The 26,237-nt window shown below is 55.3% G+C and carries 29 protein-coding genes, 1 tRNA gene and 1 pseudogene; 12 read left to right on the top strand and 19 right to left on the bottom strand.

Annotation, left to right across the window (positions count from 1 at the left end; translation table 11 throughout):
- Positions 1 to 233: 233 nt before the first annotated feature.
- On the bottom strand, positions 234 to 632 hold the full coding sequence (locus tag ACR0NN_RS12080; RefSeq protein ID WP_480684739.1) for a hypothetical protein: 399 nt from the start codon (positions 630 to 632) through the stop codon (positions 234 to 236).
- Positions 633 to 772: 140 nt separating this feature from the next.
- Here ACR0NN_RS12080 and ACR0NN_RS12075 point away from each other — a divergent pair, with 140 nt between their 5' ends.
- Entirely contained in the window at positions 773 to 1,009 is a 237-nt protein-coding gene (locus ACR0NN_RS12075) for a hypothetical protein (protein WP_480684737.1), read from the top strand.
- Positions 1,010 to 1,065: 56 nt separating this feature from the next.
- Positions 1,066 to 1,251, top strand: a complete 186-nt coding sequence (locus ACR0NN_RS12070) for a hypothetical protein (RefSeq protein WP_480684735.1) — start codon at positions 1,066 to 1,068, stop codon at positions 1,249 to 1,251.
- Positions 1,252 to 1,303: 52 nt separating this feature from the next.
- Here ACR0NN_RS12070 and ACR0NN_RS12065 read toward each other — a convergent pair whose 3' ends face one another.
- From ACR0NN_RS12065 to ACR0NN_RS12045, 5 genes are all read right to left on the bottom strand, one after another.
- Complete coding sequence (locus ACR0NN_RS12065) at positions 1,304 to 2,773, bottom strand: tyrosine-type recombinase/integrase (protein WP_480684734.1); 1,470 nt, start codon at positions 2,771 to 2,773, stop codon at positions 1,304 to 1,306.
- A 378-nt stretch (positions 2,774 to 3,151) separates the two neighbouring features.
- Positions 3,152 to 4,393: a membrane dipeptidase gene (locus ACR0NN_RS12060; protein WP_170721909.1), complete on the bottom strand. Its 1,242-nt coding sequence runs from the start codon at positions 4,391 to 4,393 to the stop codon at positions 3,152 to 3,154.
- A gap of 48 nt (positions 4,394 to 4,441) precedes the next feature.
- Entirely contained in the window at positions 4,442 to 5,620 is a 1,179-nt protein-coding gene (locus ACR0NN_RS12055; RefSeq protein WP_170721911.1) for a carbohydrate porin, read from the bottom strand.
- Positions 5,617 to 6,381 carry a DUF3299 domain-containing protein gene (locus ACR0NN_RS12050; protein WP_170721914.1) on the bottom strand — a complete coding sequence of 255 codons (765 nt, stop codon included), beginning with the start codon at positions 6,379 to 6,381 and terminating at the stop codon, positions 5,617 to 5,619. Before ACR0NN_RS12050 ends, ACR0NN_RS12055 begins: the two co-directional genes overlap by 4 nt.
- 26 nt (positions 6,382 to 6,407) lie before the next feature.
- On the bottom strand, positions 6,408 to 7,814 hold the full coding sequence (locus ACR0NN_RS12045; protein WP_170721916.1) for an amidohydrolase family protein: 1,407 nt from the start codon (positions 7,812 to 7,814) through the stop codon (positions 6,408 to 6,410).
- A 141-nt stretch (positions 7,815 to 7,955) separates the two neighbouring features.
- Between ACR0NN_RS12045 and ACR0NN_RS12040 the strand changes: the two genes are divergently transcribed.
- Both ACR0NN_RS12040 and xylB read left to right on the top strand, forming a co-directional pair.
- Positions 7,956 to 8,960 carry an AraC family transcriptional regulator gene (locus ACR0NN_RS12040; RefSeq protein WP_170721918.1) on the top strand — a complete coding sequence of 335 codons (1,005 nt, stop codon included), beginning with the start codon at positions 7,956 to 7,958 and terminating at the stop codon, positions 8,958 to 8,960.
- A 305-nt stretch (positions 8,961 to 9,265) separates the two neighbouring features.
- Positions 9,266 to 10,594: pseudogene (xylB, locus tag ACR0NN_RS12035) on the top strand (xylulokinase); the annotation flags it as partial.
- A gap of 228 nt (positions 10,595 to 10,822) precedes the next feature.
- Here xylB and ACR0NN_RS12030 read toward each other — a convergent pair.
- Both ACR0NN_RS12030 and ACR0NN_RS12025 read right to left on the bottom strand, forming a co-directional pair.
- A complete protein-coding gene (locus ACR0NN_RS12030) occupies positions 10,823 to 11,059 on the bottom strand; it encodes a hypothetical protein (RefSeq protein WP_170721920.1) in 237 nt (78 codons plus the stop codon).
- A 338-nt stretch (positions 11,060 to 11,397) separates the two neighbouring features.
- Positions 11,398 to 11,826, bottom strand: a complete 429-nt coding sequence (locus ACR0NN_RS12025) for a hypothetical protein (protein WP_170721923.1) — start codon at positions 11,824 to 11,826, stop codon at positions 11,398 to 11,400.
- A 376-nt stretch (positions 11,827 to 12,202) separates the two neighbouring features.
- Between ACR0NN_RS12025 and ACR0NN_RS12020 the strand changes: the two genes are divergently transcribed.
- The 3 genes from ACR0NN_RS12020 (at position 12,203) to ACR0NN_RS12010 (ending at position 13,649) form a co-directional block, all read left to right on the top strand.
- A complete protein-coding gene (locus ACR0NN_RS12020; protein ID WP_170721925.1) occupies positions 12,203 to 12,493 on the top strand; it encodes a hypothetical protein in 291 nt (96 codons plus the stop codon).
- A gap of 121 nt (positions 12,494 to 12,614) precedes the next feature.
- A complete protein-coding gene (locus ACR0NN_RS12015) occupies positions 12,615 to 12,857 on the top strand; it encodes a zf-TFIIB domain-containing protein (protein WP_170721926.1) in 243 nt (80 codons plus the stop codon).
- Positions 12,858 to 13,319: 462 nt separating this feature from the next.
- Positions 13,320 to 13,649, top strand: coding sequence for a GIY-YIG nuclease family protein (locus ACR0NN_RS12010; protein ID WP_170721929.1), 330 nt, complete (start codon positions 13,320 to 13,322; stop codon positions 13,647 to 13,649).
- Positions 13,650 to 13,692: 43 nt separating this feature from the next.
- On the opposite strand, the gene uvrB is transcribed toward ACR0NN_RS12010, so the two are convergent.
- Complete coding sequence (gene uvrB, locus ACR0NN_RS12005; RefSeq protein WP_170721931.1) at positions 13,693 to 15,879, bottom strand: excinuclease ABC subunit UvrB; 2,187 nt, start codon at positions 15,877 to 15,879, stop codon at positions 13,693 to 13,695.
- 106 nt (positions 15,880 to 15,985) lie between these two features.
- The gene (locus tag ACR0NN_RS12000; RefSeq protein ID WP_170721933.1) at positions 15,986 to 16,156 is read right to left on the bottom strand and encodes a hypothetical protein; all 171 of its coding nucleotides are present in this window, start codon (positions 16,154 to 16,156) and stop codon (positions 15,986 to 15,988) included.
- Here ACR0NN_RS12000 and ACR0NN_RS11995 point away from each other — a divergent pair.
- Both ACR0NN_RS11995 and ACR0NN_RS11990 read left to right on the top strand, forming a co-directional pair.
- The gene (locus tag ACR0NN_RS11995; RefSeq protein WP_170721938.1) at positions 16,155 to 16,466 is read left to right on the top strand and encodes an ETC complex I subunit; all 312 of its coding nucleotides are present in this window, start codon (positions 16,155 to 16,157) and stop codon (positions 16,464 to 16,466) included. The two genes, ACR0NN_RS12000 and ACR0NN_RS11995, sit on opposite strands and share 2 nt — an antisense overlap.
- Before the next feature lie 13 nt (positions 16,467 to 16,479).
- On the top strand, positions 16,480 to 16,956 hold the full coding sequence (locus tag ACR0NN_RS11990; protein WP_170721940.1) for a GNAT family N-acetyltransferase: 477 nt from the start codon (positions 16,480 to 16,482) through the stop codon (positions 16,954 to 16,956).
- A 105-nt stretch (positions 16,957 to 17,061) separates the two neighbouring features.
- On the opposite strand, the gene ACR0NN_RS11985 is transcribed toward ACR0NN_RS11990, so the two are convergent.
- Positions 17,062 to 17,139 (bottom strand) — tRNA-Arg (locus ACR0NN_RS11985).
- Positions 17,140 to 17,353: 214 nt separating this feature from the next.
- On the opposite strand from ACR0NN_RS11985, the gene ACR0NN_RS11980 reads away from it, so the two are divergent.
- Positions 17,354 to 18,061, top strand: a complete 708-nt coding sequence (locus ACR0NN_RS11980; RefSeq protein ID WP_170687249.1) for an ORF6N domain-containing protein — start codon at positions 17,354 to 17,356, stop codon at positions 18,059 to 18,061.
- Here ACR0NN_RS11980 and ACR0NN_RS11975 read toward each other — a convergent pair.
- Positions 18,058 to 18,411 carry an MmcQ/YjbR family DNA-binding protein gene (locus ACR0NN_RS11975; protein WP_170721942.1) on the bottom strand — a complete coding sequence of 118 codons (354 nt, stop codon included), beginning with the start codon at positions 18,409 to 18,411 and terminating at the stop codon, positions 18,058 to 18,060. The genes ACR0NN_RS11980 and ACR0NN_RS11975 overlap by 4 nt on opposite strands.
- 98 nt (positions 18,412 to 18,509) lie before the next feature.
- On the opposite strand from ACR0NN_RS11975, the gene ACR0NN_RS11970 reads away from it, so the two are divergent.
- The gene (locus ACR0NN_RS11970) at positions 18,510 to 18,740 is read left to right on the top strand and encodes an aspartate aminotransferase (RefSeq protein WP_170687251.1); all 231 of its coding nucleotides are present in this window, start codon (positions 18,510 to 18,512) and stop codon (positions 18,738 to 18,740) included.
- A 65-nt stretch (positions 18,741 to 18,805) separates the two neighbouring features.
- Here the strand turns inward: ACR0NN_RS11970 and ACR0NN_RS11965 are convergent, their stop codons facing one another.
- From ACR0NN_RS11965 to ACR0NN_RS11955, 3 genes are all read right to left on the bottom strand, one after another.
- Positions 18,806 to 19,252 (bottom strand): excalibur calcium-binding domain-containing protein, encoded by a 447-nt coding sequence (locus ACR0NN_RS11965; RefSeq protein ID WP_480684729.1) that lies wholly within the window; start codon positions 19,250 to 19,252, stop codon positions 18,806 to 18,808.
- Positions 19,253 to 19,324: 72 nt separating this feature from the next.
- Complete coding sequence (locus ACR0NN_RS11960) at positions 19,325 to 19,732, bottom strand: universal stress protein (RefSeq protein ID WP_170721944.1); 408 nt, start codon at positions 19,730 to 19,732, stop codon at positions 19,325 to 19,327.
- Positions 19,733 to 19,797: 65 nt separating this feature from the next.
- A complete protein-coding gene (locus ACR0NN_RS11955) occupies positions 19,798 to 20,124 on the bottom strand; it encodes an antibiotic biosynthesis monooxygenase family protein (RefSeq protein WP_170687253.1) in 327 nt (108 codons plus the stop codon).
- Positions 20,125 to 20,278: 154 nt separating this feature from the next.
- Here ACR0NN_RS11955 and ACR0NN_RS11950 point away from each other — a divergent pair, with 154 nt between their 5' ends.
- Positions 20,279 to 20,944: a hypothetical protein gene (locus tag ACR0NN_RS11950; RefSeq protein WP_170721946.1), complete on the top strand. Its 666-nt coding sequence runs from the start codon at positions 20,279 to 20,281 to the stop codon at positions 20,942 to 20,944.
- A gap of 37 nt (positions 20,945 to 20,981) precedes the next feature.
- On the opposite strand, the gene ACR0NN_RS11945 is transcribed toward ACR0NN_RS11950, so the two are convergent.
- The 4 genes from ACR0NN_RS11945 to ACR0NN_RS11930 form a co-directional block, all read right to left on the bottom strand.
- Positions 20,982 to 23,267 carry a glycosyl hydrolase family 28-related protein gene (locus ACR0NN_RS11945; RefSeq protein ID WP_170721948.1) on the bottom strand — a complete coding sequence of 762 codons (2,286 nt, stop codon included), beginning with the start codon at positions 23,265 to 23,267 and terminating at the stop codon, positions 20,982 to 20,984.
- A gap of 136 nt (positions 23,268 to 23,403) precedes the next feature.
- Positions 23,404 to 23,805 carry a DUF4864 domain-containing protein gene (locus ACR0NN_RS11940; protein ID WP_170721950.1) on the bottom strand — a complete coding sequence of 134 codons (402 nt, stop codon included), beginning with the start codon at positions 23,803 to 23,805 and terminating at the stop codon, positions 23,404 to 23,406.
- A gap of 48 nt (positions 23,806 to 23,853) precedes the next feature.
- Positions 23,854 to 25,428 (bottom strand): lysine--tRNA ligase, encoded by a 1,575-nt coding sequence (locus ACR0NN_RS11935; RefSeq protein WP_170721952.1) that lies wholly within the window; start codon positions 25,426 to 25,428, stop codon positions 23,854 to 23,856.
- 188 nt (positions 25,429 to 25,616) lie between these two features.
- Complete coding sequence (locus ACR0NN_RS11930) at positions 25,617 to 26,102, bottom strand: RidA family protein (protein ID WP_170721954.1); 486 nt, start codon at positions 26,100 to 26,102, stop codon at positions 25,617 to 25,619.
- Between the last annotated feature and the right edge of the window lie 135 nt (positions 26,103 to 26,237).

The following is a 26,237-nucleotide window of genomic DNA, read 5'->3' as shown; positions in this document are numbered from 1 at the left end:
TTGGCACTCCGTCAAGCAAGCTGAGCCAAGCTAAGTCTTCTTCTACGACAATGACAAATATCTGACGGAGACGTAGATTAGTTCACCTGCGTAAATCGCTGTCTCTCTCGCAGCGATTATCCGGCACAATGGGGCTAAGATTCCGGGTTTTGTCAGGTTTGTACGCGAAGCCAGCTTTGGCTTCGCGTAATAGCTTTAAGTCCTAATTTGGACGTTGCGTATCAATTGCGCCACTATGCCCCCTTGTTGAACCGCCTCGCAGCCTCTTCTACCCGTTTGCGTTCTTCCAGAGCCGCATCTTCCTCATTTTTCTTGGCCGCATGCGCCTGATCAGCAGCCATACGCTGCCTTTCGTTCACCTCCGCCACGATCTTATCCAGTTCGGCCTTGTGATCGGTTTCCAGTTCCTCAAGACGGCAGACAATGACGATACCACCACCAGAAACTTGCGCTCGACGCTTCATACCATAAATGTGCTCCATCCACGCCCTATCGAAGTCCTGAGACCAAGCCGCCGACGGTTTCTTCGAGAGATTGAGATGGACATGGTGAAGCACTGAAGTTTCATCCTTGCGGGTCCGGCTCGCATCCATTCCGACTATTGTTATGCTCTCATACGACGCAGCACTCATTCTAAATCCTCGCGTGACTATTCTTAACAATCCATATCCAACCCACAGTTGCGTCTCCGGCTAGGCAATTCAATCAAAGCAATTCTTGAAGGAACTCAATTGCGATTGTAATGGTCAATTAAACACACGCGAGGGTAGATATGGCAACGACAGTGTATTTCGAAGAAGAGATCAAAGATCAAGGTGGTGAACACACCATGCTCCTAGAATTTGGGCGGTCTTCCTACTATGCGGGCAGCCCTGTACCAGCCGGGACGGGAGCCGACAGCATCTACTTCACGGTGGACGGTAAAACGGTGATAATGGATCGCGAGACAGCCAAGCGGTTCGTGGACGCAGTAATGTCGGTTGGTCGCTATCACGGATTACTGGATTAGCGGAACGCCTGCTTCCAAACCTTTCCCCTCAACCACACAAAGATTGGCAATTTACAGTGAAACATCGCTACGAAATCAAGCGCTTTACTAACATCAAAGCCCCTGACGGAACGGATGCAACTTTTTTTGAAGTCTGGGACGTTATCGACGACGGCAGCGAGAAGCGTCTTCACAGGAATCATGAGCGGGCGTTCAAATCGGAGGCAGAGGCACAGGCTTGGATTGACGACCAAAGCACCTAGTTGAAGCAAGCTTTTCGGCCCAACAACAAAGGTTTACTCCCAAAAGTATAGCTTACCAATAGGTAACTGCATCCAGCACTTTCTTAACTTGTGCTCGCATAGCCGGATCGGCTCCGAGCGTTCCTCCGTAATGACGACCCATTTCCAACTTCTTCACGTGGCCTGTCACCACCACTTCAATGGGTGTGTTGTATCCTTCCAACGCCCGCATACGCTGCAAGAGGGTGTCTTTGGTCGAATACAGCACCTTGCGAGGTTCTGTGATTTTCGCCCGCTTACGTATTTTGGCGAATGATCGGCGCATCGCCTCGTGCAGTTTTTCAGCATTATATTTGCCGTAGGCATCCCCTCGATGCTTACCTTCGAAGATACAGGCATCGAAACCGCCACCAGCAATAAACGCAGGAAAGTCAGCTATGTGTTCCGAAATCGGAATCTTACGTTTGATCCCAGTCTTTGTACGCTGAACGTCAATGTAGTCTCCCTTCACGCCTCCGTGGTCCTGCAGCCAGAACGCCTCAACCGGACGTAGGCCGGACCACAACAGAACCCGAAACACCATCATAAATGCCCGGCGACGCCCTTGCGAAAGCTTGGATTTTCGATTGTCTGGGTCCCACTCTGCCTGAACCTCTGCCCATATCCGCTTAATTTCGTCATCGTCGAACGGCAAATACATCGTATCTTCGACGCTGTTTGCCTTCGGTAGTTCCAAATATTTGACCGGGTTCGCCACAACACCCGGAACCTTTCGCGTCTTGATCGCATGGTTGAAGACGCTGGTAATTCCGTCGAAGTATTTCCGGATCGAACCGTTCCCAACGCCCGGATCAGCCAGCAAGTAATCCAGATATTCCTGCAATAGCTCGGGAGTTATGGATGCTATCGAAGGCTCGTGCTCGATCCCCTTTCCCTCTCTGAGGAATTTCAAGAACTTCGCAGTAGTCACTTTGTGATTGCGTCGAGTGTTCTCTTTCGTGGCTCGCAGATCAGCTATGACATCATGCAAATGAGTGAGCGTATGTTTTGGGTTCACAATCTGCGCACCGCCGAGTTCTTCAATTCGGGCGTCCAGAGCTGTTTTCATGGCATCGAAAATAGCGGAGTCAACGGGATCGTCTGGACGGCGGGGTTTCAGCACTTCCACCATCGCGGCTGCAGTTTCACTAGATGGCAACCGATCAAACACAGTGCGATCACCGAAAGCATAGGCTGCGTGAGCGGCAAGGACTTCCAGTTCCTGTTTCGCGGGCAGCGGCCTGACCTCTTTCATCTTATCCGGAGTTTCCCGCCACAGTTCCGGGCTTAGGTTCATTGGCAAGACTTTTTGCAGCTTGCCTTCTGCACCGATACGCCCGTGCATACCGGGGCGCATCCTTATCAGCATTGCGTTGGCCTCATCTTCCATGTCCGCCTTATGCTTCTCCCGCCCTTCGGGCGTTGCAAGACGCGCCAACAGCTTATCGTACGTATCCGTGAGTTCTGCAGCCTGACTAATCGCTGGACCGACTCTCGATCCCAACGACACCTCCCAGATTTTTTTGCCTACCATCGACTGTGCATACGGAGGTACTCGCCGAGCGTACTTGTAGAAACCTCGTTTGGTCTTGGTTAGATGCGGAATCTTTAGTTCGTCTTCACCGTCGCCAAATTTCAACTTTCAAATCCAGTATTGTATGTGACTCTAAGCAGTTTTGTATGTGATTATTCGAACCGTTGACAAGCCGATATCCACGCAACACTCTATTTTTATGAATTTTTCACAATACTGGGGTTTATGAGTCTCTCATCACCCACCATTCTTACTCCGCAGTGTATTAGAAACTTTCCATACAACATCTTTGGATGTGCATGTTCCTGGCCTGTAATCGCCATATGGACCATGGTGGCTTCGATTCGTTTAGCGCGAATAGAACCCTTCGCTAAGCTCTTGTCTAAGGCGCAAGCGTTCGGGATATTCTTTCAAAAACTGCTCGGGAGGCTTGCCCTCCCAAACTTGCGCGAAAACCCGCATCTTGTTGCCGCCATAGATCTTAGCAAGGTCCTCATTGGAATAGCCACGCGCCCAAAGATCATCGGTAATCGCTGCAAGGATTTTGGCAAGTTCGCCATTGCCAGTAGCCCCCTTGTTGAACGCGTCGATCATATAGCCGCTGTCATCGTACATGCTCGCATTCGCAGTTGCGAACTGTACGACAAGTTCGGTCGAGAACATGTCGTCGGTCGCGATCCCGACGTGATCGACGCCTACCAGCTGGACATAATAGTCAATCATATCGGCGGCCTGCTTGGGTGAGATATCTTCGGGCCAAACGCCGTCCATCATCCATTCAGTGAAGGTCGGAGATATGTATCCGCCCGACTTGGCCGCGCGCAGCGCTTCGTCATCGGGGATGGCCCGATAACATCCACGCGGCGTGGCATTCGGTTCGTAAGTGTACAACCCGGCAGGGACAGAATGCGTATAGACATAAGGTACACCAGGATAGTTTTCGTCCATGTAATCCATGGCATCATTAGCCGTTTTAGAACCCGTATGGCTCAGGTCCAGCAGGATACCGAACCGCACCATTTCATCGATGACCGACTTCCCCCAAGGCGTCAGACCAATGTCGCGCCCGTTATAGGCCGCCAACTGCCCCGATCCGGTTCGGAAAATGTCATTGTAAGCCAGGATCATACTTTTGATCCCCATATCCTTTAGCAATGCCATTTTCTTAAGATCGCCGTTCAGGATTGTGGCGGTTTGGCTGTTCCAGATGACAGCCGTCTTGCCTTGTATATGGGCGGCTTCGATATCTCGGGTTTCATTGACGATCAGGTAGTTTTCCGGTTGCTGCGCCATGGCTGAGCGAAAGTGATAGTGCTGCTCTAGCAGGGTTTCAAACGACATATCCGCAGCTGCCAGCGTCATCTCGTGTCCCGTAATGCCGTTGTCCCGAGCGCTTGCGAAGTAAGTATGAAGCTGGTCGTAGTCGGTCCAACCAGTGCCGTAGGGGCTGGCCAACATGCCGAGGACTACGGTGTCTTGTACGAATTGCTTCGCCTCTTCTGATGCATCCCAAGTCTTGCTTTCCTCGCTAGCGTGTGTTGCGCAACCTAGAGTGATCGCGATAGCGCTTACGGCCAACATTGTCTTCATAACAGAACCTCCCTAACTGCTTTGTTTTTAGCGCCACATTCGAACCCGTCAGAAAACGATCCGGGTTCTTAGACCGAAGAGCGTAATGTTATCCTGAGCGGGGCTCAGCAGCGGGTCAGAAATGAACTGCAGTGATGGCGTGATCTGCAATCCGGGCGAGATTGAAAACCGGTAGAATGCTTCGAGCGTGAACTGGTCACCGTCTATGCCTCTTGCCTCGGCCCAGTTCAAGCCCAGCCCGGCCAAATCGGTATTGCGACCATAGTAGCCCAGACCTGCAGAGACGGACCGGTCATAAAGCGCTGCGGTCCCCTTTGAGGCCCCAGCCCGAAAGAACGGCATCCACTTATTGTCAACAAACCATGCGGCAGAGAACGCAGCGCCGTAATCTTCCGCTCGACTCCCATCGTCAGCCGCATCCGCATGCCAGAGGGTCAAATGGATATTGTCGAAGTAGATGCGATCAAAGCCGGAGGTGTAACCAAATTCGAGTGATTTGAAGAGATTGCCGTCGCTAAACACATCAAAGTTTGGATCAGACGGGTCGGCGTTTGCGTCTGAGACGCTGGCAACGGCGTAAAGGTTCTCGCTCAGCTTTACCCCACCGGCAACACCAAGGCCTTGGTTGGGCGTATTAATTGTCGGGTTGGTATTGAAAGACAGGTTTTGGAAGCCACTGTAGGGGCTTACCAACCCATAGATATCCACAAAGTCTGTTACATCAATCTGCCCGACTTGCAGCGTCCACGAACCGTTCTCCGCCCTTTGGGTCCAGAACAGGTTGGTCAGCAGCAGACCATTATCGTTGAATGCCGTTCCCGTGATTGAAAGGGCTCCACCATCCAGACCGAGGAACTGCGGAGCGACGTCCGTGTAACTGTGCCGGTCTTCGATCTTGAATGTCAGGGAACCCCGTTCAGTTGCCTGCCAACTACCGTAGAAGCGAGCAATTCCGCTTGCCGCTTCGCCAGTTCCAAGATCGGAATTCGTAGTTTGACCCAGCGCCAGATAATCAATGTTGAACCGAAACCCACCCTCAGCCAGTCGGTCCTTCCATTGAAACCAACCCGGTGCGATATTGCGCGGAAAATCGGAACTGTATTGCGGATCAGTCAACCCATCTCCGGGCTCTAGATCAGCTTCGACCGAAGAGGGCCCGGACAGTCCCTGAGCCGACGCTGCGCCAGCGAAGGCAATGATCACTGCGGCAACCAGAAGTCTTGTCATTCAGACGCCTTTGCCCCGCCGGTCTTGCGATTGCCCGCCGCGCGGATACGATCGGCGGCACGCTGCTTCCATTCCAGCCTTTCTGCTTCAGTCTCAAGAGTTTCGATACGCTCCGTCTCTAACTGGAAAGTCGCATTCATTGGCATGAGGCCGTCCACTACCATCATATTCTGAACAGAAGGATTGATCGTCAGCACGCCCGTCAGCCGAACGGGTTCGTGGAAATAGCTGGGCGTCCAGTCTCCATTCAACTGCACACGGATCATCTGGTTGGGCGGAGGTGGAGGAATGTGACTGCACATCCCGCGTTCTGGCACCAAATAGGCCACAGACCGACCGTCCGGATCACTCGGAGCAGGAATGGCAAAGCCTACGAGTGTGATTGTTTGACCGTCGAATTGTGGATTTCCGTTCGTTCCTGCTTTTCTTCGACGTTCCGTTACAACCTCGCGCTGATCGAGTAGCCAGTCGACATCAATTCCATCAGCTGCCAAGGCATCCTCAGTCTCGGTTAAAAGCATTTGCCACTTTTGCCGCTCTTCTTCGCTGCCACCATCCTGCTGCAGCCTTCCGCGCAATCTTACCACGTAGAGGACATCGTCAAATTGTTCAGGGGTAAGATCACGGTAGGGGTCCTCATAGACCTGAACGGACGGATCCGGCAGGTCGGACCAGTCGAGCGTCGCGCCTGGTGTCGCCATGGCAAAAGCACCGCACCAGACTAATCCGGCAAATACAGCGAAGAGCAGCGAATGGCGCATGATCCCCTCCGGTTGCTCCGTGCGCGTCAATCTAGCGTTTCTTTGTAGATGACACCGTCTTTCATTATGATGTCGATCGTGTCGATTGGCCTCCACTCAGGGTCGGCATCAAACCAAGCCGTGTTGCCACCGATCACTGTGATATCTTCAAGAGGGTTGCCATCCACGAGGATGATATCAGCATAAGCGCCTTCCTCGATTACGCCCAGTTTACCTTCTTTATAGGGGTTTCTGGGACCAGACAGCGCAAGCATTTCACCTGCTACCGATGTCATCTGCTTCAGCACTTCGTAATTGCTGTCAAACGTTTGAGTACGCCACCAGATTTCGTACCGGCGGGCACGTTCGGCATCTTCAAACTTACCTACGTAGTCAGATGCAAAGACGACTTTTACACCGTTTTTGAGAAGGTTTCTACCAAAGTCTGCATACTCTTTACCCAGCGCGCTTACTTCGGGAATCTTGTCTGGCGGCATAAGCGGATTTTTGGCTAGGTCAGGAGAAATCCCCCACATCTGCGGAACGACAAAAGCGCCAGCTTCTGCGATACGTTTCATGGTGGCTTCCGAAATGAAAAACCCATGCTCAAACGTTTTGACACCACAATCAAGAAGTCTGTTTACCGAGCGGTCATTGAACGTGTGTGCAGCAATATACGTACCCCAGTCAGCAGCGGACTCGACTGCGGCACAGATTTCATCCTCTGAGTATTGCGTCGTGTCTATCGGATCGAAACGCGACGATCCTCCGCCGCCACCCATGATCTTAATCTGGCTAGCCCCATTGCGAAGATTGAGGCGCACTGCCTTCAACACCTCGGGTATACCATCGGCGACTGTGCCAATACCCATGCGTTCAAAGTTGGATAAATCACCGGCATCATTGGGACTGTAACCCGGGTCTGCGCGATCGCGAAAATCACCATGGCCAGAGGTTTGCGAGATGAACGCGCCCGACGGAAATAGTCTTGGTCCAATAACTGTGCCGCTGTCGATAGCCCTAGCCAGACCGAAGGCTGGGCCTCCCATATCTCTTACGGATGTGAACCCGTCTTGTAAGAACCTATCCATTACAATCACCGAGTTGTACGCGATGTCGTAAGGCGTCATGTTGTGTTCAACGGGGCCAAAATCGTTGTTGATCATAACATGCGCGTGCCCATCAATGAGACCCGGCATTAACGTGCGCCCCTCTCCGTCAATAACCGTGGCATTGGGGGCATCAATCGCATCGGTTGAGACGGCCTTGATCAGGTTGCCCTCGACCAGAACGCTGGCATTTTCGATACGCTGTTCATTCACACCGTCGAAGACATGCACGTTGGTAAACAGCGTTTGGGGTTCTTCTTGTTCCTGAGCCTGCGCGGACGCTGAAAACGAAAGACCCGCAGCGAAAATTACTGTCGAGCAAAGCGACATTCGTAGACCGGACATAAGCACTCCCTTCATATTCATGTTTTGCCAACTGTAGTCCGGAAAATTTTGCCTCGGTTGCCAATTTTGAATTAGAATGTTCGAATGTGACTGTAAGAATGGCCACTGAACGCAGCATTTGATCCAGAAGGGGTGACGCGTTTGCCTTTCAACTCCACCTCTCAAGAGCATAGTGAGGGCTTTATTCGCCTCTCTTTAGCTGCGCCATTCTTACAGTATCTCGTCGACCGTGAGATCGATCCGCAACCGGCTTTGGATCAGGTCGGATTGAAGGCTGAACTGTTGTCTGACCCTTCTGTCTATGTCCACTCCGAGCTGGTATATGGTCTGTTAAATGCCTTCTCAAATTTGTCGGGGGATCGGTACCTTGGCCTGAATGTAGGAGAGACTTTTGACCTGCAGGAATGGCCTCCGTTTGCTCAGGCCTTGCAATCCACAAAGTCACTGTTCGAGTTTTTTGCCCGTTTCGTAGGGCTTGTTCCACAGGAATCCAATTCTGTGCGGCACAGCCTTGTCATTGAAGAAGACAAAGCGACTTATCGTATCGAGAGGCAACAAGAACCAACTGTCCCACCCGTTCAGGTAACCGGTTTTGGTGCCGCCATCTATGTACGCCTGTTGCAGACCGTCGTCGGCGATTCATGGGATTCTTCACGTGTGCGATGGGAGTGCAGATATATCAACGGCCTGCCAATCGACTACAAAGGGATTGAGGTTGGCCTTGGGACGGGTCCTGGAATGCAAATAAGTTTTCCTGTGGAATGGTTGTTTTTGCACCATGCCTCTGGGGGCTCCAACAGTCCCATCGCCCCGCCTCAACAAGATGAAGAAGTCACTGTTGTGGCAGCTTTACGATCTGTCTTACGTGACAAGCTCGATGAAATCGATTTGGGGCCAGAGGTGGTGGCCGGATTGCTGGGAATACAGCCGGAAAGGTTTCTTAAGGCGCTTCAGAAACAAGGCACAACGCTACCCCGCGAAATCAAACGGCTGCGTATCGATATCGCCAAGGAGCATCTCAAGGAAGACCAGATGACAATTGCGGAGATTGGTCTGATGCTGGGCTATTCTGACAAGTCTCATTTCACTCGCTTCTTCCGAGGTCAAACCGGAATGACACCGACCAAATTTCGCCTCAGTGCATAGTTATGTTACGAATACTTTAACTGCTTAAGCTTCACTAAGCAGGATTGGCTGCGGATGCATGAGCGGAGTGCATCAAACTCAAGGCAGCCTGCGGATTATGGTCGCCTTGATCTTATCCTATTTTTACATATTCTTTGCGCGCGTTAAAAATCAATAGCCAGACAAGGTCCGGGCGATTGCGCAGGCATGGGGTTTAGATGTATCTTGGGATCGATATCGGGACGTCAGCAGTCAAACTTGTTTGCGCAGACGCCGATCGAATTCTAGCCACCTCTTCAACAGAGATTTAGACCTCCTCTCCGCAGCCCGGCTGGTCAGAACAGCACCCGGACCTGTGGTGGCAGGCAACGCGTGATGCCCTGAAGCAGCTTGCCGGGCAAAACACGCTATCAGACGTAAAAACCATCGGCTTATCCGGTCAAATGCACGGTGCCGTATTGCTGGGTCGCGATTTGCGCCCGATCCGCCCGGCAATCCTTTGGAACGACAGCAGAGCCACACAAGAATGCGATGAACTGCGCGCGTCCCAGCCGCAAGTCGGACAAATCTCGGGCGTTCTCCCACTACCGGGATTTACAGCACCAAAAATTGCGTGGCTCAAAAAACATGAACTTGCAAACTATGACCGACTTGCCCATTTCCTGCTACCCAAAGACTATATCGGTCTATGCCTGCATGGAGAGTTGGCGACCGACACGTCTGATGCCGCCGGGACACTGTGGCTCGATAAAGCTTCGCGCACTTGGCACGGTGGCGTTGCAGAGGCCACTGACGTAGCGGCCGAATGGCTACCCAGCATTTTTGATGGCCACATCATCGTTGGAACCGTGACGGGACAAGCCGCAGCAAAGACCGGGCTGAAAACTGGCATCCCCGTCGTGGCAGGTGGAGGAGATGCAGCAACTGGTGCCGTATCTTTAGGCGCGACCGAACCGGGGCGGGGATTCATCTCTCTGGGAACATCCGGCCAGCTTTTCGTCGCAGATCGCGTGTATAAACCCAACCCGGAACGCTATGTGCACGCTTTTGCGCACACAGTACCAGACCGCTGGTATCAGATGGCAGCAATGCTGAACGGTGCCAGGCCAATTTCCTGGATCGGCGGCCAGCTGGGGCTCTCTGCCGCCGAAGTTGTTGCGCTGGCAGAAACGGTTAGCAGCGACCGAGTGCCGATTTTCTTGCCCTATCTGACAGGCGAGCGCAGCCCACTCGGAGACCCACATATCCGGGCCTGTTTTTTCGGCCTTGAGGATTCGACAACACGCGCAGATATCTGCCGGTCCGTGGTTGAGGCAATTGCATTTTGTTTTGCTGACGCAGCGCAAAGTTTCGGCGACACAATAGACAACTTGCCGGAACTCGCCGCAATTGGAGGTGGCAGCCAATCTGACCTGCTGCTGGGCCTTATCGCTTCGGTGACCAGAAAACCTGTTGTATGCTCAGCGAGCGCGGATTCCGGTCCGGCCTACGGAGCGGCCCGATTGGCGGCCTGTGGCCATGGTGCGTTGACCATTGCAGATCTTGCAAATCAGCCTCCAACTACTGACCGTTTCGATCCTGATGACTTGGCAGGATTATCCGAGCGATTGGACCGGTTTCGAAGGCTCTATCCAGCGGTGAGCGCTGTCGGTTGATTGCCAGAAACCAAATCATCACCCTCTGCCGCGATCGGGGCTATCGAACGTGCTCCTTGGCAAAGGGCGCATCAGGTCGCGATTAGTCTCTTTCACACAATTTGAACCGCCCTCAGTTTCCGAGGGCAATTCGCTTATTGATCGGCATTCGAAGACATGCATCGCGATGACGCATCCCAGAGTTATGGCTTGGCCAAGATGTTCGCCTGTCGCCCCGCGCTGGAACCGCTATTGGCCCGTGGTTTCCACACACGATCCTTTGCCCCACCCAGACTTGCTGCCTGAGGCCGAGAAATCAAACGTGCCCTTCTCGGGGTGTACATTGTAGCTCAGCGTGTAATCGTCGCCGACATACAGATAGGTCAGGGTGTCGAGGCCCGGGAACACATCGACGTCTTTGTCGATATCTCCGATCGTGATGTGGCCGCGTTGCTGGCCGTCATATTTGACAAGTTTCGCGGCCATTTCCGGATGTTCCGCGTCTGGCGCGTCGCACTCAAACACCCGCTCTTCAGCGAATGCGGTTATTGGTAAAAGAGCAAGAAGAAGAGCTGCCTTTTTCATCGTAGTCCAATCTGTATTCGATCTGTGGTACGGCGGCGGCTAGAGGCAATTCAGGGCGGAATTTTGTCCAAACTCGGGTCGTTCTGCGTTCTCGAATATGGGCGCATGCAAACGCCACCCGGCACCCAGGTCGCACCCTGACTTGGCGAAAGTAATTTATGATTTTCTGGTGCAACACACCGAAAAATCAGCAGGTCATAACCGAGGCGATGGAGGCAAACCCTCCCTTACGCTCGATGTTACGAGAGCGCCGCTGCGGCACACTCGCGAAAGATGCGAACTTGGGGTGCTGCGCCGTCTAACGGAAACTCGGTCAGTCGGTCCTGCGTAAACGCGTAAGCGGTCTGATTGTATTCCAACCCGTCCAGAACATTACCAAATCCGGTATCTGTCACGGTCAGAGCCAAGCCGTTCCCGGACAGAACATGGCGCGGCGTGGCGATTTCGATAGGCTTCAGGCCATCAAAGCGCATGGCAAACCACGGGGCCTGCGCCCAACCTTCGGTTTTGCGAGTGACGGTCAGCGTGTAAAGCGGCTGAGCCGCGTCGTAGGTCAGGAAAATCTCGGCCTGTTCGGTGTCATGCGAGAGCGTGCAGATCTGCCCGACTGTTGCCTCCCAAGCAGCGGCCGGGGTGGCGAGGATCAATGAGAGTAAAACGATGCGCATGCGCTGTAACTTAGCTGCCGATGGGCCTCGGGCAAGGATGGTGATCAGCTTTGACGAGTGGGGCGTGACGTGCGCGCGGCAGATTTATTGAAGGCGCCAACGGATTCTCTTGAAGGGCACATCAGATTCCCGGCCAGCACAACTCGGGCTAAGCCTATCCAGTGAATGGCGCTCTGGACCTCATGCGTGCTGGGCAGCATCCACTGGGCTACAACTTTGAAGTGACAACTGCCGCGCTAAGGTCAGGCGTTAGGTTGAAAATGCCTTGATTCTCCAAGTATCAATGCGAGATTTCAGGTCGCTGTGCTAGGTTACGCGCGGGGCGGCCGGACCGGTCACGCCTTATGGCAATTTCGCCGAACGAGGGAGGAAAGTCATGTTTGCACGTATTACTCAATTCAAGATGAAGCCCGGCACGCGCGAGGCGGCGACAGCGAAAATGAATGATCTGAAATCCGACATCATGGGCATGCCTGGCATGCACTGCTTTACCAACGTGATGAACGAGGACGGCTCGGGCTATGTGATCTCGGTGGTGGAAAGCGAGGAAACCTCGAACGCAAACGCGCCCAAAGTGGCCGAGCTATGGGGTCAGTTTGCGGAATTTCTGGAAGGTCCGCCGACGCCGGTTGGCTATGATGTGATTGCCCATTGGGATAAAGGTTAACTCAGAGGCAGAGGCTTTTCTGCCCTTTGGCTTTACCCCATTGCGGGACTTGTGGTCGCACTGGGGTGAAAATCGCTGCGCGCGATCCCATCTGGTCAGGACAGAAAAGGGAGAGCGTCTGATGCAATGTCCGATTGATGGAACTCAGCTGGTGATCACAGAGCGGAGCGGGGTCGAGATCGACTATTGTCCGCAATGTCGCGGCGTGTGGCTGGACCGCGGAGAGCTGGACAAAATCATCGAACGATCCGCCGCCCATACCCCGCCGCCGCCGCCGCAGCGGAGCTACGACGATCGGTCCGATCACGGGTATCGGAAAAAGAAGAAGCGCGGCGGGTTTCTGGACGAGCTGTTTGATTTCTGAGGCGTTGGCACCGTGATCTGAGAGGGTTTTATCGGTTGTTGTATGGTCACGGTGGGAGATGGGTACGAGCACCCATCCTACGCTTGCTGTAGATTGTGTGGCTGTGGATAACTTTGTCGATATGTTGTGTCCAAACACTGGTTATCCACAGGAAAGCACATTGACTGCCCCAATATATGGGGGTAACACTTGGAAAAACTACGATAGATTGTGTACCTTCCAGATCTGTAGCGGGATCCGGGGGAGATTTGTCATTTTGTAGTTGACGCTAATCCGATTCAGCGACACGCTTGTAGCACCACTGGAATCAGTACGCCGCCAAAGCTGGCGGGCTTTGGCGGCGCTTCACTCCGGTCCGCGTACCTTGGACGGTCGCAGCGGTAAGTCGAGTGCAATTTGAGTTATGCAACTCAAAACGACGAGGTCAAGCGACCGTTCTCATTTTTTGAGAAAGGGCGTGTAATGACGCTAACCAAACAAAACACAATCACGTGGCAAGGCCAATCAGGCAAATCCTATAAGTATTGGATTTATGAACTGCCTCCGAACTTTGTCGCCAAGCCAGGCAATTATATATTTGCCAAGGAAGTATCTCCTGGCAGATACAAGCCTATCTACACTGGTCAAACGTCGGATTTGAGCGAAAGGTTCGACAACCACCATAAGATGGATTGTATCCGCAGGAACGGTGCAACCCACATTCATGCTCATACAAACGAAAGTGGAGAGCAGGCCCGATTGGCGGAGGAAAGGGATTTAGTCGCCAAATGGAATCCTAGCTGCAACGGCTAAGAAAACGGGACTCTCGGAAGCATCCGTGACCGGGAGTCCTTTTCTACCGCTTCCTCCGCTTAACATTCCCACCCCGCTGCCCCGGCCTCCCAGCCGTTGAGCGTCCACGCGATTTCACCGCATCCTCGGACGCTTTCTCGACCGCCCATTGGCGCGCCATCGGATCGTCGGCGACGGCCAGATCGACCGCTTCCAGACGTTTGATCTCATCCCGGATGTTGGCGGCCTCTTCGAATTCCAGGTTCTCGGCAGCTTTGCGCATTTGCTCGCGCAGGCCGTCCAAGTGCGCTTCGAGATTTGCGCCGTGCATCGGTTTGTCGATGGTGGCGGTGACGCGGTTCATGTCGACGTCGCCTTCGTAAAGACCGGCCAGAACGTCCTCGACATTCTTTTTCACCGTTTCCGGCGTGATGCCGTGTTCCTCGTTATAGGCGATCTGCTTGGCGCGGCGGCGGTTGGTTTCGCCCAAAGCGCGCTCCATCGAGCCGGTGATCTTGTCGGCATACATGATCACCCGGCCATCTGCGTTCCGCGCGGCGCGACCGATGGTCTGGATCAGCGAGGTTTCCGAGCGCAGGAAGCCTTCCTTATCCGCGTCCAAAATGGCGACCAACCCGCATTCTGGGATGTCGAGCCCTTCGCGCAGAAGGTTGATGCCGACCAGAACGTCGAAGGCCCCCAACCGCAAATCACGCAGGATTTCGATCCGTTCCAGCGTGTCGATATCGGAGTGCATGTAGCGGACTTTTATTCCCTGTTCGTGCAGGTATTCGGTCAGGTCCTCGGCCATACGTTTGGTCAGTGTCGTGACCAGCGTGCGGAAGCCGTTGGCGGCGACCTTGCGCACCTCGTCCAGCAGGTCGTCCACCTGCATCGACACCGGGCGGATTTCGACCTCGGGGTCCAAGAGGCCGGTGGGGCGGATGACCTGTTCGGTGAAGACGCCTCCAGTCTGTTCGATTTCCCACTTCGCCGGCGTGGCCGAGACAAAGACGGATTGCGGGCGCATGGCGTCCCATTCCTCGAACTTCAGCGGGCGGTTGTCCATGCAGGACGGCAGGCGGAAGCCGTGTTCGGCCAGCGTGAACTTACGGCGATAGTCGCCCCGGTACATGCCGCCGATCTGCGGGACGCTGACATGGGATTCGTCAGCGAAGACGATGGCGTTGTCCGGGATGAATTCGAACAGGGTCGGGGGTGGTTCACCCGGCGCGCGTCCGGTCAGATAGCGCGAATAGTTCTCGATCCCATTGCAGACACCCGTGGCCTCAAGCATTTCCAGATCGAAGTTCGTACGCTGTTCCAGACGTTGCGCTTCCAGCAGCTTGCCCTCGCCTACCAGTTGGTCCAGCCGGATGCGCAGTTCCTTTTTGATCCCGATGATCGCCTGATTCATCGTCGGCTTCGGCGTGACGTAGTGCGAATTCGCATAGACCCGTACTTGCTCCATCGTGGCGGCACGTTCGCCGGTCAGAGGATCGAATTCCGTGATCTGCTCCAGCTCTTCGCCGAAGAACGAGAACTTCCAGGCGCGGTCCTCAAGGTGGGCAGGCCAGATCTCCAGTGAATCACCACGCACGCGGAAGGACCCACGCTGAAACGCCTGATCGTTGCGGCGGTATTGCTGGGCTACCAGATCGGCCATCACTTGGCGCTGGTCATATTCATTACCGACTTTCAAGTCCTGCGTCATCGCCCCGTATGTCTCAACCGAGCCGATACCGTAGATGCACGAAACCGAGGCCACGATGATCACATCGTCTCGCTCCAACAGCGCCCGCGTGGCCGAGTGGCGCATCCGGTCGATCTGTTCGTTGATCTGCGATTCCTTCTCGATATACGTATCCGAGCGCGGCACATAGGCCTCGGGCTGATAGTAGTCGTAATAGGATACGAAATACTCGACCGAGTTCTCGGGAAAGAACCCCTTGAACTCACCATAAAGCTGCGCGGCCAGCGTCTTATTCGGCGCAAGGATGATGGCGGGGCGCTGAGTTTCCTCAATCACCTTGGCCATGGTGAATGTTTTGCCTGTGCCCGTCGCGCCCAACAGAACCTGATCGCGTTCCCCATCATTCACACCGCCAGCCAGCTCTTTGATCGCCGTGGGCTGGTCGCCCGCTGGGGCAAATTCGGTGTGCATGACAAACTGCTTGCCGCCTTCCAGTTTCAGGCGCGCGCGCACGTCATCGGCGGTCAATTGGGTCTTGTCGGAATGGGCGTATGGCATAGGCAGGCTCCGGATCAGGCCCTTACATTTGTTCTTATTTTGTCCAGCTGCAAGGGCTGATCGATGTTTGGCGGGCTGCAATTGCGAATCCCTCCGCAATTTGACCTCATGGTTCTGAGGCCGCGCGCGGTCGGCCATCGCATTCACTGGTATATGCGCCACTGATGACAGTTTCCGACATCAGGCGTTCGACGCATCCGCGACATTTGTCATCTTGTCCCGGCGCGCGCTCTGACGCATAAACAGCCTCAGCCAAGTGAGTACGGAGAGGCGACATGCGCGCACGGATTTACCAGCCTTCGCGAAATGCGATGACCTCGGGGATGGCCAAGACCCGCAAGTGGGTTTTGGAATATGCCCCCGCTTCTGCGCGCGAGGTCGATCCGCTGATGGGCTGGACCTCATCCAATGACACTCAGACTCAGGTGCGCCTGAAATTCGACACCAAGGAAGAGGCGCTGGATTACGCCAAGGACAACGGTATCGACGCACAGGTGAGCGAACCGCATAAGCGTAAACCGAACCTGCGCGCGCGCGGCTATGGTGAGAACTTCGCCACCGACCGGCGCGGCCCCTGGACCCACTGAAACGGCTCTTTGAATGATCGAGATTCGCCCAGCGGACCCCGGCGCAAAGGATCTGCGCCCGATCATTCAAGCGCATCTCGCTCATAGCTGGGAGGCGACGCCTCAGACCTCGAACCATACAATGGATGTTGACGCCCTGCAGGGACCGGACATTCGTTTCTGGGCGCTTTACGAGGATGGCCAACCTCTGGGCTGTGGCGCCTTGAAGGCTCTGCCTGATGGCACGGCTGAGGTAAAATCGGTACATGTGATTGCGGCGGCGCGCGGGCGGGGTTTGGCGCGGGTGATCATGGCCCATCTGGCCGATCTGGCCCAAGCCGAGGGCATTTCCGCGCTGGTCCTCGAAACCGGTGCCGAACATCTTTCGGAATATGAGGCTGCGCGCAAGCTCTATGAGGCGCTGGGTTATTCCTATTGCGGGCCGATCTATGGCTACGCGCCCGATCCCAACAGCGCGTTCATGCGATTGGACCTAGGGCCCGACGCGTAGGAAATTAGGGCAACCTAAAAGCCACTTGGCGCAGTTTGACCCTATGGCCTGCACCCAGATGCGCAGGCCGCATCCATGCCCAAACTCGGAGAAAATCTGAAGAAGTGGCGAGCCGTGGAGGACTCGAACCCCCGACCTGAGAATTAGAAGTTCCCTGCTCTAATCCAGCTGAGCTAACGGCCCGGTCTTGTTCCGTTTGTATCAGTCAATCCATAAGGATTGTCAACTTGATAGAGGGTCAAAGCGGTCATCTGAAAATTGTATTAGTATCAGAGCATTGGCAGGGCTGGTCAGACCTTTTGGAAAAAGTCAACGAACCCGCCCGCAGTTCAAACTTGCAGCCCAGCGCGTGCTGCGTCACGTTTGAAATCACAGATTGTGATTCCAAACGGATGCGATGACAAACCCGGAAAACCTGCCCAGCCCGCATGAGGTCCAAGGCGCCATTCACAGGGTGCGCGGGCAGCGCGTGGTTTTGGCCGAAGACCTGGCGCAATTCTACGGCAAATCAGTCAGCGCCTTCAATCAGGCCGTCTCGCGCAATGCAGACCTGTTTGAAGGCTACCGCTTTCAGCTGACCGATGCCGAAGTCGCAGATTTGCAATCACAGAATGTGATTTCAAAACCCAAAGGCCGCGGCGGGCGGCGGGTCAATCCGTGGGTCTATACCGATTACGGTGTGGCCATCGCCTCGGCCCTGTTCAAAGACCCGCGCGCGATCAGGATCACGCGGATGATCACCGAAGCCTTCGTCGATGGCGCCAACGCACTGGCCGAAACCCCGCGCAACCCGCCGGAAGTCCTACCCGCGAAAGGTGCCGAGCCTGCGTTGCTCCCGAACGGAGATCAGTTGCGCGATCTGGCCGAAAACATCCTCGATTCCGGGCAGCAGAGCCTTGTCGACTACATCGCCAACCCGACCACCAAACGGCAGCAGGCGGTCGCCACGATCATGAAAACGCTGGCCGAAACCGCCGGCGAAGAGGTGCGCACGCAACAAGACCGCCTGCGCCTGCGCATCGCGGAACGTTTGGCGACCGGTGACTATGCCGACGACGATGACCGGAAACAACTGCTGGAATTGCTGCACGCCATGAAGGCCTAGAGGCCCAGTTCAGCGCGCTGCTTCTTGGTCAGCTTGGCGACAACCAGATCATACGAGATAACGATATGATCGCGAAGCGAGGCATCGCTCATGCCGCGTTCCTCATAAACCTGTAGCCACTTCATGCCGCGTGATGCCAGATAGGGCGCTGGGCGGATGCCGGGTTCATCACCCAAAACCTCAAAGGCAAGGTCGGTGGCCTTGAAGGTGAACGCATCCTTGCCCTCATTCCAGCCGCAGATTGCGAACACCTTGCCCCCCACTTTCCAGACATCGGCATTGCCCCATTGCACCACATGGCTTGTCGCTTTGAGGTCGGAACAAAAAGAGTTGAATTCATCACGTGTCATCGCCGGGACTGTGGCGCTCTGACCAAAGCAAGGCAAGTCCTGAATGGGTCTACAAACCCTTTACCCCGCATTAACCTTGTTGCGTCAAATCATCAGTGATGAATAGCCAAAACGCTCCCCTCTCGCCCGAAGTTTGGCTCAGCGATCTTTTCAGGTCCAAGGCCGTTCAGCAGGGTGGCGTGATCCGACGCAAGGCGCGTGATATCGAACGCTTTGCCGGGATGGAGCGCTTTATGGCCGAAATTCACCGCCGCGGGTATCAAGTGGTGGAAAACTCGGGCCAGATCGTAATCTTTTGCAATCGCGCGCCGGTGCGCTGGCTCACCTGAGCTGCGCACCGCTTTCTTATAAAGAAAGCGCCCCGAAATCTTTCAAAGATTTCGAAACCCACATTTCATGGCTTCAGAAACTTAGCAGTGCCAACGGTCCGCTGTTTGGGGGGCTCGATACTCTGAGACGTGGACTCGGTGTTTCTTCCCGGCATCGCAACGTTGCGCTGCTGTTGCAAGGCAAATGACCCACAGGCGACACCATCGCCATCGGGATCATTGCGCTTGTGATACCCGGGGCCACCTTCGCGGAATGGCCCAAAGCCCAACATCCCAACAGCATCGCAACCGGCCAGCGCCACCAGATGAACCACCGCTTCATGCCGCTCATAATCGGAGACACGCAGGTAAACACCGATGGCGATCATTCCGGTTGTTATCGGCAGAGCCAGAACCATAAGAAGAATACGCAACGGTGACAGAGCCTGCCTGCGCAGTGCATCTGCCTTCCGCTGTCGCCGTGTCAAACGTGGGCTTGGTTCAGCCTCTTTCGCCACTTTCCCGCTCGTCATGACCAAGCTGTTACATGACCTATGTGGCAAAGCCATGGCCATACGAGCGCCCTTATAAGAAAAAGACGGGTATTACCGCACCACATGCACTGCACATTTGGCGTGGCGCACCACATGGGTCGCCGTCGAGCCCAGCAGCAGATCCTGCATACCGGGGCGATGTGAGGCCATGATGATCAGATCAGGCTTGTTCGCTTCGGCCCAATCCAGAATTGTGCGCCCGGAATGCCCTTCGATCACCAAACCTTTGGCATTCGGCACACCCGCGGCCAATGTGTCCAACTCGGCCTGGATCGCCTTGCGCGCTTCCGAAAGATACTCGGCGGGCATGTAAGAGATCGCGTAATCCGGGATGTGTTCAACCACATGCAGCAGGGTGACCTCGGCCTCAGGCGTCGCCAGCAACTGTGCCAGCTTCAATGCGCCCGAGCTGTCCCGTTCAGCGTCAAAGGAAATCGGAACAAGGATATTGTGATACATGGCACGCGCCTCCGTTGTTGCGCCGTTATCCTGCGCCGTGCATCAAGGCTGCGCCTTGATACAGATCAGCTATCGCCGAATGTCTCGGCCACGTCATACATCACAGGCTCAAAACTTTTACACAGCTCGTTGAGCCTGCGATTGCGTTCTCGCATTTCCGGCGTCCGCAACATCGCCAGAAAGTCCTCGCGCCGCTCCCATTGCGAATAGTTGGCGATCCGGGTCTGGGCGTCATTCACATGCAGCCCGGCGGAAATGAACCCCGGCTGTTTTGAAATGAACTCGGCATAGGCGGCCGTCAGCGCTTCAAGAAGATCCTGGCAGGTTCCGGGGGTCATCTCGAATGTGGTGATGACGGTCTGATAACTGTTGGTCTTGGAAATCTGCGGCATCTGGCTTCTCCTTAACTAGCTCCCCCAAGCCTATCACAGCTTTTGAAAACGCCACCCTTTTCCTGCACATACAAGGCGGCAAGGGTCAAAAAACTTTCTCGAAGATGAACAAGAAACTAACCATCCGTTAACCAAGTCTACCGATGCTGCAGCCATGGCGCGTCTGGTTCTTATCTATCTGCTGCTCGCTTTGTTGAGCACTCCGGCCTTCGCTGGGGCTTGGCTGCGCGAAAAAGGCTCAAGCTTCACCGCGCTCTCAGTAACCGCCTTCAAAAAAGAAGACGGGATCTACAAATACAAATCCGCGCTTTATGCTGAATGGGGGCTGAGACCAAAACTGACCATTGGCCTTGATGTCGAGGAACATCAGGATCTCTATGGGCATGCGATGGTCTTCGCCCGTATTCCGGTTGCGGATTTCGGGCAAGCAGGCCGATTTGCCGCCGAATTCGGCATCGGTGCGCACCACCGCCAATACGGCGCCTGGGCCATGTACAAGGCAACGCTTTCATATGGCAAAGGCATTCAAACCGGGATTGGCGGAGGTTGGATCAATGTGGACGCCGCGGTTGAAAATCGCACGCATGAGGCGCTGATCCACAAGCTGGACTTCACGGCTGGCCTATCCTCGGGTCGGCGTATTGATCCGCTTTTGCAGGTCGAAACTTCATATATTTCAGATCGCCCCTGGTATTGGCGGGTGCGACCCTCGCTGATGTATCGTCCGAAGACAGGAAAACTCACCTGGATTCTGGGCGCAGAACGCAATTCGAATGATAAGAATATCGGGATCAAATTTGCCCTTTGGCGCAGCTATTAAGAATGGGCCGCCCAAGGGAAGGCGGCCCACATCTCAATCAGGTATCGATCCGCAGGATTGTCGAGACTGCCCCGCGCAACCCTTCAGACCAGCGCAGGCGAATATCACTTTGGCTCGCCCCCTGACGCAGTTCGACATATGGCGCGACATAGCGTATCGCGTTCAGCGCAGTCCTGAGGCTTCCCAGCGCCACGACCGAGTCGCACCCGCGCGCCCTGCCCCCAAAAGGCAATTGCCCTTGCGAGCTGACAGTCCAGGCCGAGGATGGAGAGCTTTGCGTGTGCTGCACCCGCAACGGGTTGGCGCAAGGGGTGTCAATGCCGTGGAACGTGTTATTCTCGAAACAAACCCTCTTGTGCCGTTCCGGATCTAGATCGGCAAAACTGGTATCGACCCGATCCACCCGGTCGATCCGCACATTGTTGACGCGGAATTTGTTGCCGGTCACGGTCAGCCCGTTCAGGAAATGACCCGTGCCATGGGGCCGGATCACCAGATAGCTGAACCAGGGCGCGACATCGCTGGCGTAGAAGATGTTATCCGTGATGCTCAGCGCGCTGAACGAGAAGCTGGTAAAGTAATCCGGGTTCGCATCGTGCTCGTTGGTCCACTCGATAAAACAGTTATCGACATAGTTCTCGGCGATGGACGAACTGTTATAGCCACCGATGATCACCAAGCCAGCATTGCGCACCCCATTGGCAACATTGTCGCCCTGAAAGAAGTGGTTGCCCAGCACCAGATTGTTGTCGCCGCTCAGCACCGCAAAATGATGGAACCGGGTGGCCCGGTTGTGGCGCAGCTTGACGTCGTTGGCATTCGCGTTCAACGCGATTGAGCTTCGATCCGGCACATCCAGACTTTCCTCGGTCGACAGGAACTGACAGCCATCGATCAACATTCCCTGGCATCCGCGCCCGATAGAGGTGACACCGCGATCCTTCGGGCGACTGATGAAACAGTCCTTCAGCACAAAGGTGTTCCCGCCCGGAGACAGCCGGATCGCGCTGCATCGACCGTTACACTGGAACTCGATCCCTTCCATGTTGAATTTCTGCAGCGCGCTGAATCCGCTGAAATCCAGCAGGTATTTGAACGAGGTAAAGGTAAAAGTCTGCGTACCCGCCGCATCATAGGTCGGCGCGCTCAGCGTGATCTCACCCGTGCTTTCGTTTTTCGACTGCACATAAACCTCGCGCCCGACGCCACTGCCGGTGACCAGCGACCCCACCGGGATATTGGCCACATTGGCCACATTGGTCAGCGTATCGGGATCAGACGGGCTGTATGTCGCGATTGAGGTGAAGGTCTCGGTATCCCAGTTCGAACTGCTTTTGACGTCAAACTGTCCGTTGCGCACCACCCGACGGGTGGCATACCCCGTCCGGTTCGGCACAGCCGCCGCCATATCGATGGGTTCGGTCACCGCAATCTTGCGCCCGCCCAGATCCAGCGATTCATGGTCCGAGCTATTTAACAGCGCCTGAAACGCCTTTTTAAACGCCAGCATCTCGTCACCAAAGGCGGTGATATAGGTCGGCAGATCGAAATTCTTGGTCAGCAGCAGCATCTTGTCGACCGGCATAGTAACGGTGCCGTCGAATGAGACCTCGGATGCCATATTAGTGTTCTCTTCCAGCCGGAACTCACCTTGCGGAATATAAACCTTGCGCCCGTTCGCCGCCTGATCCGCCGCCTCAAACGCCGCCGAGTCATCGGTAACGCCGTCGCCCACCGCCCCAAAATCGCGCACGTCGACCAAACCGATCATGTCCCGCAGGAAGACCGAGGTCACATCTGAGATCTCGATATCATCGACCCGCACCACCGCACCGTTCATGCCTTCGATATCCAGACCAAAGTGACCGTAAAGCGCCGCATTGCCCCACGGCATATCCACACCGGGGCGCAGCCCTGTGCCCACGATGGCCGTCACCTCATGCACTGTGCCATAGCCGGTCAGTTGCACCGCGGGGCCCTGCTCGACCAACCCGTCCACATGCGCATCTCCTGCACCACCGACCCAGCCCGCGATCCGCACCTCGGGCAGCGGCCCACTGATCGCCTTCACCCGCGCCTTGATCTGCAGATAGCAGCCGGGCAACAAAGGCGTTTGCCCCATATAGCGCAGCCGCTGAGGCTCTGCCGTCTTGTAAATCTCCAGACAGCCCGCAAAATCCGCGTCCGCTGGAACGAACACCCCCGTACCCGACCCCTCATAGGTCGGAGAGCCCGGCGTGCCGTCGCCGCTGGACCAGACCCCAAGACCAGCCGCATAGGCGGGCGGCATGAACACGATGCCGTCGGTGATTGCCTTGTTCATGTAAAATCCCTTTCCCAATCGCGCCAAGCACGCGCGCCAAAACCCGATACCGCCCGGGCCCTGAGCCCAAGCGCATGGGTCTGAGTATCGAAAAGGGATTAATCGCGGCTCTTACCACCGTGACGGTGGTGTTGCCTCACGCCGCCGGGTCAGAATTACCCAGCAACTGCACGCCATTGATCTTCCAACGGCCCTCTTGCTGGATCATCTGGTAATCCAGCAAATGCACGCGACCCTCGCCATCGGTGATCATGACCTTCTGCCACAGGTTCCCGGCGACCTCGCGCAGTTCCAGAAACCGCACCTCCGCTGGCCGCCAGACCATCGGATAACCGCGCCGAACCATGACCCCGAAATTATCCGGGTCGCCAAACATGCGCTGGATATTGGGGCTGGCAAAAGTGAAAGCGGTGGCAAAGTCATCCGCCTTGAACGCCTGTATCTGGGCCGAGATATTGGCCTCGATCTCGTCACTCTGAGCAAAAGCTCCGGATGCCAGTCCGGCACTCAGGGATAGGGCAAGCAATAATCGACGCATGGGGCCACCTCCTGAATCAAGAGTAGCCCCACGCGAGGTCAGGTCAAATCAGGCCAGTTCTCCGGCCAGCGCCTTGTCGATCAGGGCTGTCGTCTCCGGCACGCCATAAAGTGCGATGAACCCACCGAAGCGCGGGCCCTGCGATGCCCCCAGCAGCACCTCATAAAGCGCCGTGAACCAGCCGCGCATCGGATCAAACCGCTCGCGCCCGATGGAATAGACCACCGATTGCAGTGCCTCGTCTTCCATCGGCCCGTCATAGGCCTCCAACGCCGCCTTCAACGCCTCCAGCGCTTCGCGTTCCTGATCCGTCGGCGCGCGGTGCTTGCGCGTCGGTTTGACAAAATCGTTGAAGTAACGCACCGCAAAGCCCGCCGCCTCATCCAGATCGGGATGGGTCTCGGCGGTCGCCTCAGGCGCATACCGGCGAATGAAACCCCACAGCGCCTCTTTATCCTCGGCTCCCGAAACCGACGCCAGGTTAAGAAGCATCGCAAAGGGCACCATCAGCGTGGATTCAGGTACATTCCCACCGTGGATATGCCACACAGGATTGTTCAACTGCGCCTTCAGGTCCTGCCCCGGGTAGGCCCGCAACTGCTGATGATACTCATCATAAGCTTTCGGGATCACATCGAAATGCATCCGCTTTGCCGTCTTGGGCTTCTGGTACATGAAATAGGCCAGCGACTCGGTCGGCGCATAGGTCAGCCATTCGTCAATCGACACGCCATTGCCCGACGACTTGGAAATCTTCTGACCGTTTTCGTCCAGAAACAGCTCATAGCTGAAATGCTCTGGCGCACGACCGCCCAAGGCCCGGCAGATCGCGTCATAGATCTTTTCGTTGGTGGCATGTTCCTTGCCATACATCTCGAAATCAACGCCCAACGCGGCCCAGCGCGCGCCGAAATCCGGCTTCCACTGCAGCTTGACGTTTCCACCGGTCACGGGCAGCGTCCATTCCTTGCCATCCTCGTCATCGAAAGTGACAGTGTAGGTCTCGGCACAAACCTTCTTCATCGGCACATACAGAACCCGCCCGGTCTCGGGGTGGATCGGCAGGAAGATCGAATAGGTCTGCTGACGCTCTTCGCGCAGGCTTTTCAGCATGATCGCCATCACGTCGTCATATTTCTCAACGGCGCGCTTGAGGATCTCGTCAAACTGGCCCGAGCGATAAAACTCACGCGCCGAATAGAATTCGTACTCGAACCCGAAGGTATCGAGGAACCGGCGCAGCATGGCGTTGTTATGTTCACCAAAGCTGTCATGCGTGCCAAACGGATCGGGCACCGAGGTCAGCGGGCATTGCAGATAATCCTGCAGCGCCTCAGGATTCGGCACATTGCTCGGCACCTTCCGCATCCCATCCAGGTCGTCCGAGAAACAGATCAGCTTGGTCGGAATATCCGACAGCGCCTCAAACGCGCGCTTGACCATTGTGGTCCGCGCAACCTCGCCAAAGGTGCCAATATGCGGCAGACCCGAGGGGCCATAGCCCGTCTCAAACAGCACATATCCCTTCTCCGGAGCACCCTGCTTATACCGTTTGAGCAACCGCCGCGCCTCTTCAAACGGCCACGCCTTGGACGTCATCGCGGTTTCACGCAGGTCAGACATTTGGATACTCCATCGGGAAACGTGCCAGACACCCCATGCGCCCGGACCGGCCCCTGTTATTGTGCAGGTGCAGTATGAGTCAATAAAGGGTGAGGATTTTCATGCCTTCAGTCGCCTGCACGCCATCCAATCGATGTTTGCTTTGGATTGCGAATGTCCGCTTTGCGGACTAAGCCTTCGCAGGCCTATCAGGCAGAGATCATGACTTCGCCCTCAATTTCCATTGCGAAACCGAGCGGTAGTCCAGACACACCGATAGCAGAACGCGCATGGCGACCGATGTCTGGGCCAAACACCTCAATGATCAAATCGCTAAAGCCATTTACCACAATATGTTGATCCGAGTATCCGGGCGCAGATGTGACCATACCAAAGACGCGGACCCATCCAACAATTCTTGATAGCTCGCCTATTTCTGCTTTCAGGTTAGCCAGTACCGTTAGTGCCACTTCGCGGGCCTCAGCATACGCTTGATCCGTAGTAATTTCGGCTCCGACAACTCCAAAGGGCCCGGCCAGACTACCATCCATTGCGTTTTTTGGGTGACCTGAGAAAAGTGCTCGGTCACCTCTGACATTAACAAATTCGAAGGGTATGTGCAGGCCATCCGGTAACTTGGTAGGCGCAGGCAATTTCAAGCCCAATTCTTCAAGCCTGCTTTCTGGCGTGGACATAATAATCTCTCCGACTATTGCATGACCTGCAAGCTAGACCGAAAGGATAACATTGTCATCTTCGGGCTCCCTGCGGACCTTCACATCGTCCCCGGAATAACACCACGCCTCGGTCACATGCTTCACCCGCCATAA

This window comes from Ruegeria sp. BA2 (assembly GCF_056539605.1).
Note: the sequence above shows the minus strand (reverse complement) of the source record. Positions and strands in the feature narration are given on the sequence as shown.

What these genes read in the sequence shown, in the direction of transcription:
- ACR0NN_RS12080 (WP_480684739.1), bottom strand. Translation starts at nt 632, where the DNA reads ATGAGTGCTGCGTCGTATGAGAGCATAACAATAGTCGGAATGGATGCG.
- ACR0NN_RS12075 (WP_480684737.1), top strand. Translation starts at nt 773, where the DNA reads ATGGCAACGACAGTGTATTTCGAAGAAGAGATCAAAGATCAAGGTGGT.
- ACR0NN_RS12060 (WP_170721909.1), bottom strand. Translation starts at nt 4,393, where the DNA reads ATGAAGACAATGTTGGCCGTAAGCGCTATCGCGATCACTCTAGGTTGC.
- ACR0NN_RS12055 (WP_170721911.1), bottom strand. Translation starts at nt 5,620, where the DNA reads ATGACAAGACTTCTGGTTGCCGCAGTGATCATTGCCTTCGCTGGCGCA.
- ACR0NN_RS12050 (WP_170721914.1), bottom strand. Translation starts at nt 6,381, where the DNA reads ATGCGCCATTCGCTGCTCTTCGCTGTATTTGCCGGATTAGTCTGGTGC.
- ACR0NN_RS12045 (WP_170721916.1), bottom strand. Translation starts at nt 7,814, where the DNA reads ATGTCCGGTCTACGAATGTCGCTTTGCTCGACAGTAATTTTCGCTGCG.
- ACR0NN_RS12030 (WP_170721920.1), bottom strand. Translation starts at nt 11,059, where the DNA reads ATGGCCGCGAAACTTGTCAAATATGACGGCCAGCAACGCGGCCACATC.
- ACR0NN_RS12025 (WP_170721923.1), bottom strand. Translation starts at nt 11,826, where the DNA reads ATGCGCATCGTTTTACTCTCATTGATCCTCGCCACCCCGGCCGCTGCT.
- ACR0NN_RS12020 (WP_170721925.1), top strand. Translation starts at nt 12,203, where the DNA reads ATGTTTGCACGTATTACTCAATTCAAGATGAAGCCCGGCACGCGCGAG.
- ACR0NN_RS12015 (WP_170721926.1), top strand. Translation starts at nt 12,615, where the DNA reads ATGCAATGTCCGATTGATGGAACTCAGCTGGTGATCACAGAGCGGAGC.
- ACR0NN_RS12010 (WP_170721929.1), top strand. Translation starts at nt 13,320, where the DNA reads ATGACGCTAACCAAACAAAACACAATCACGTGGCAAGGCCAATCAGGC.
- uvrB (WP_170721931.1), bottom strand. Translation starts at nt 15,879, where the DNA reads ATGCCATACGCCCATTCCGACAAGACCCAATTGACCGCCGATGACGTG.
- ACR0NN_RS11995 (WP_170721938.1), top strand. Translation starts at nt 16,155, where the DNA reads ATGCGCGCACGGATTTACCAGCCTTCGCGAAATGCGATGACCTCGGGG.
- ACR0NN_RS12000 (WP_170721933.1), bottom strand. Translation starts at nt 16,156, where the DNA reads ATGTCGCCTCTCCGTACTCACTTGGCTGAGGCTGTTTATGCGTCAGAG.
- ACR0NN_RS11990 (WP_170721940.1), top strand. Translation starts at nt 16,480, where the DNA reads ATGATCGAGATTCGCCCAGCGGACCCCGGCGCAAAGGATCTGCGCCCG.
- ACR0NN_RS11980 (WP_170687249.1), top strand. Translation starts at nt 17,354, where the DNA reads ATGACAAACCCGGAAAACCTGCCCAGCCCGCATGAGGTCCAAGGCGCC.
- ACR0NN_RS11975 (WP_170721942.1), bottom strand. Translation starts at nt 18,411, where the DNA reads ATGACACGTGATGAATTCAACTCTTTTTGTTCCGACCTCAAAGCGACA.
- ACR0NN_RS11970 (WP_170687251.1), top strand. Translation starts at nt 18,510, where the DNA reads ATGAATAGCCAAAACGCTCCCCTCTCGCCCGAAGTTTGGCTCAGCGAT.
- ACR0NN_RS11965 (WP_480684729.1), bottom strand. Translation starts at nt 19,252, where the DNA reads ATGACGAGCGGGAAAGTGGCGAAAGAGGCTGAACCAAGCCCACGTTTG.
- ACR0NN_RS11960 (WP_170721944.1), bottom strand. Translation starts at nt 19,732, where the DNA reads ATGTATCACAATATCCTTGTTCCGATTTCCTTTGACGCTGAACGGGAC.
- ACR0NN_RS11955 (WP_170687253.1), bottom strand. Translation starts at nt 20,124, where the DNA reads ATGCCGCAGATTTCCAAGACCAACAGTTATCAGACCGTCATCACCACA.
- ACR0NN_RS11950 (WP_170721946.1), top strand. Translation starts at nt 20,279, where the DNA reads ATGGCGCGTCTGGTTCTTATCTATCTGCTGCTCGCTTTGTTGAGCACT.
- ACR0NN_RS11945 (WP_170721948.1), bottom strand. Translation starts at nt 23,267, where the DNA reads ATGAACAAGGCAATCACCGACGGCATCGTGTTCATGCCGCCCGCCTAT.
- ACR0NN_RS11940 (WP_170721950.1), bottom strand. Translation starts at nt 23,805, where the DNA reads ATGCGTCGATTATTGCTTGCCCTATCCCTGAGTGCCGGACTGGCATCC.
- ACR0NN_RS11935 (WP_170721952.1), bottom strand. Translation starts at nt 25,428, where the DNA reads ATGTCTGACCTGCGTGAAACCGCGATGACGTCCAAGGCGTGGCCGTTT.
- ACR0NN_RS11930 (WP_170721954.1), bottom strand. Translation starts at nt 26,102, where the DNA reads ATGTCCACGCCAGAAAGCAGGCTTGAAGAATTGGGCTTGAAATTGCCT.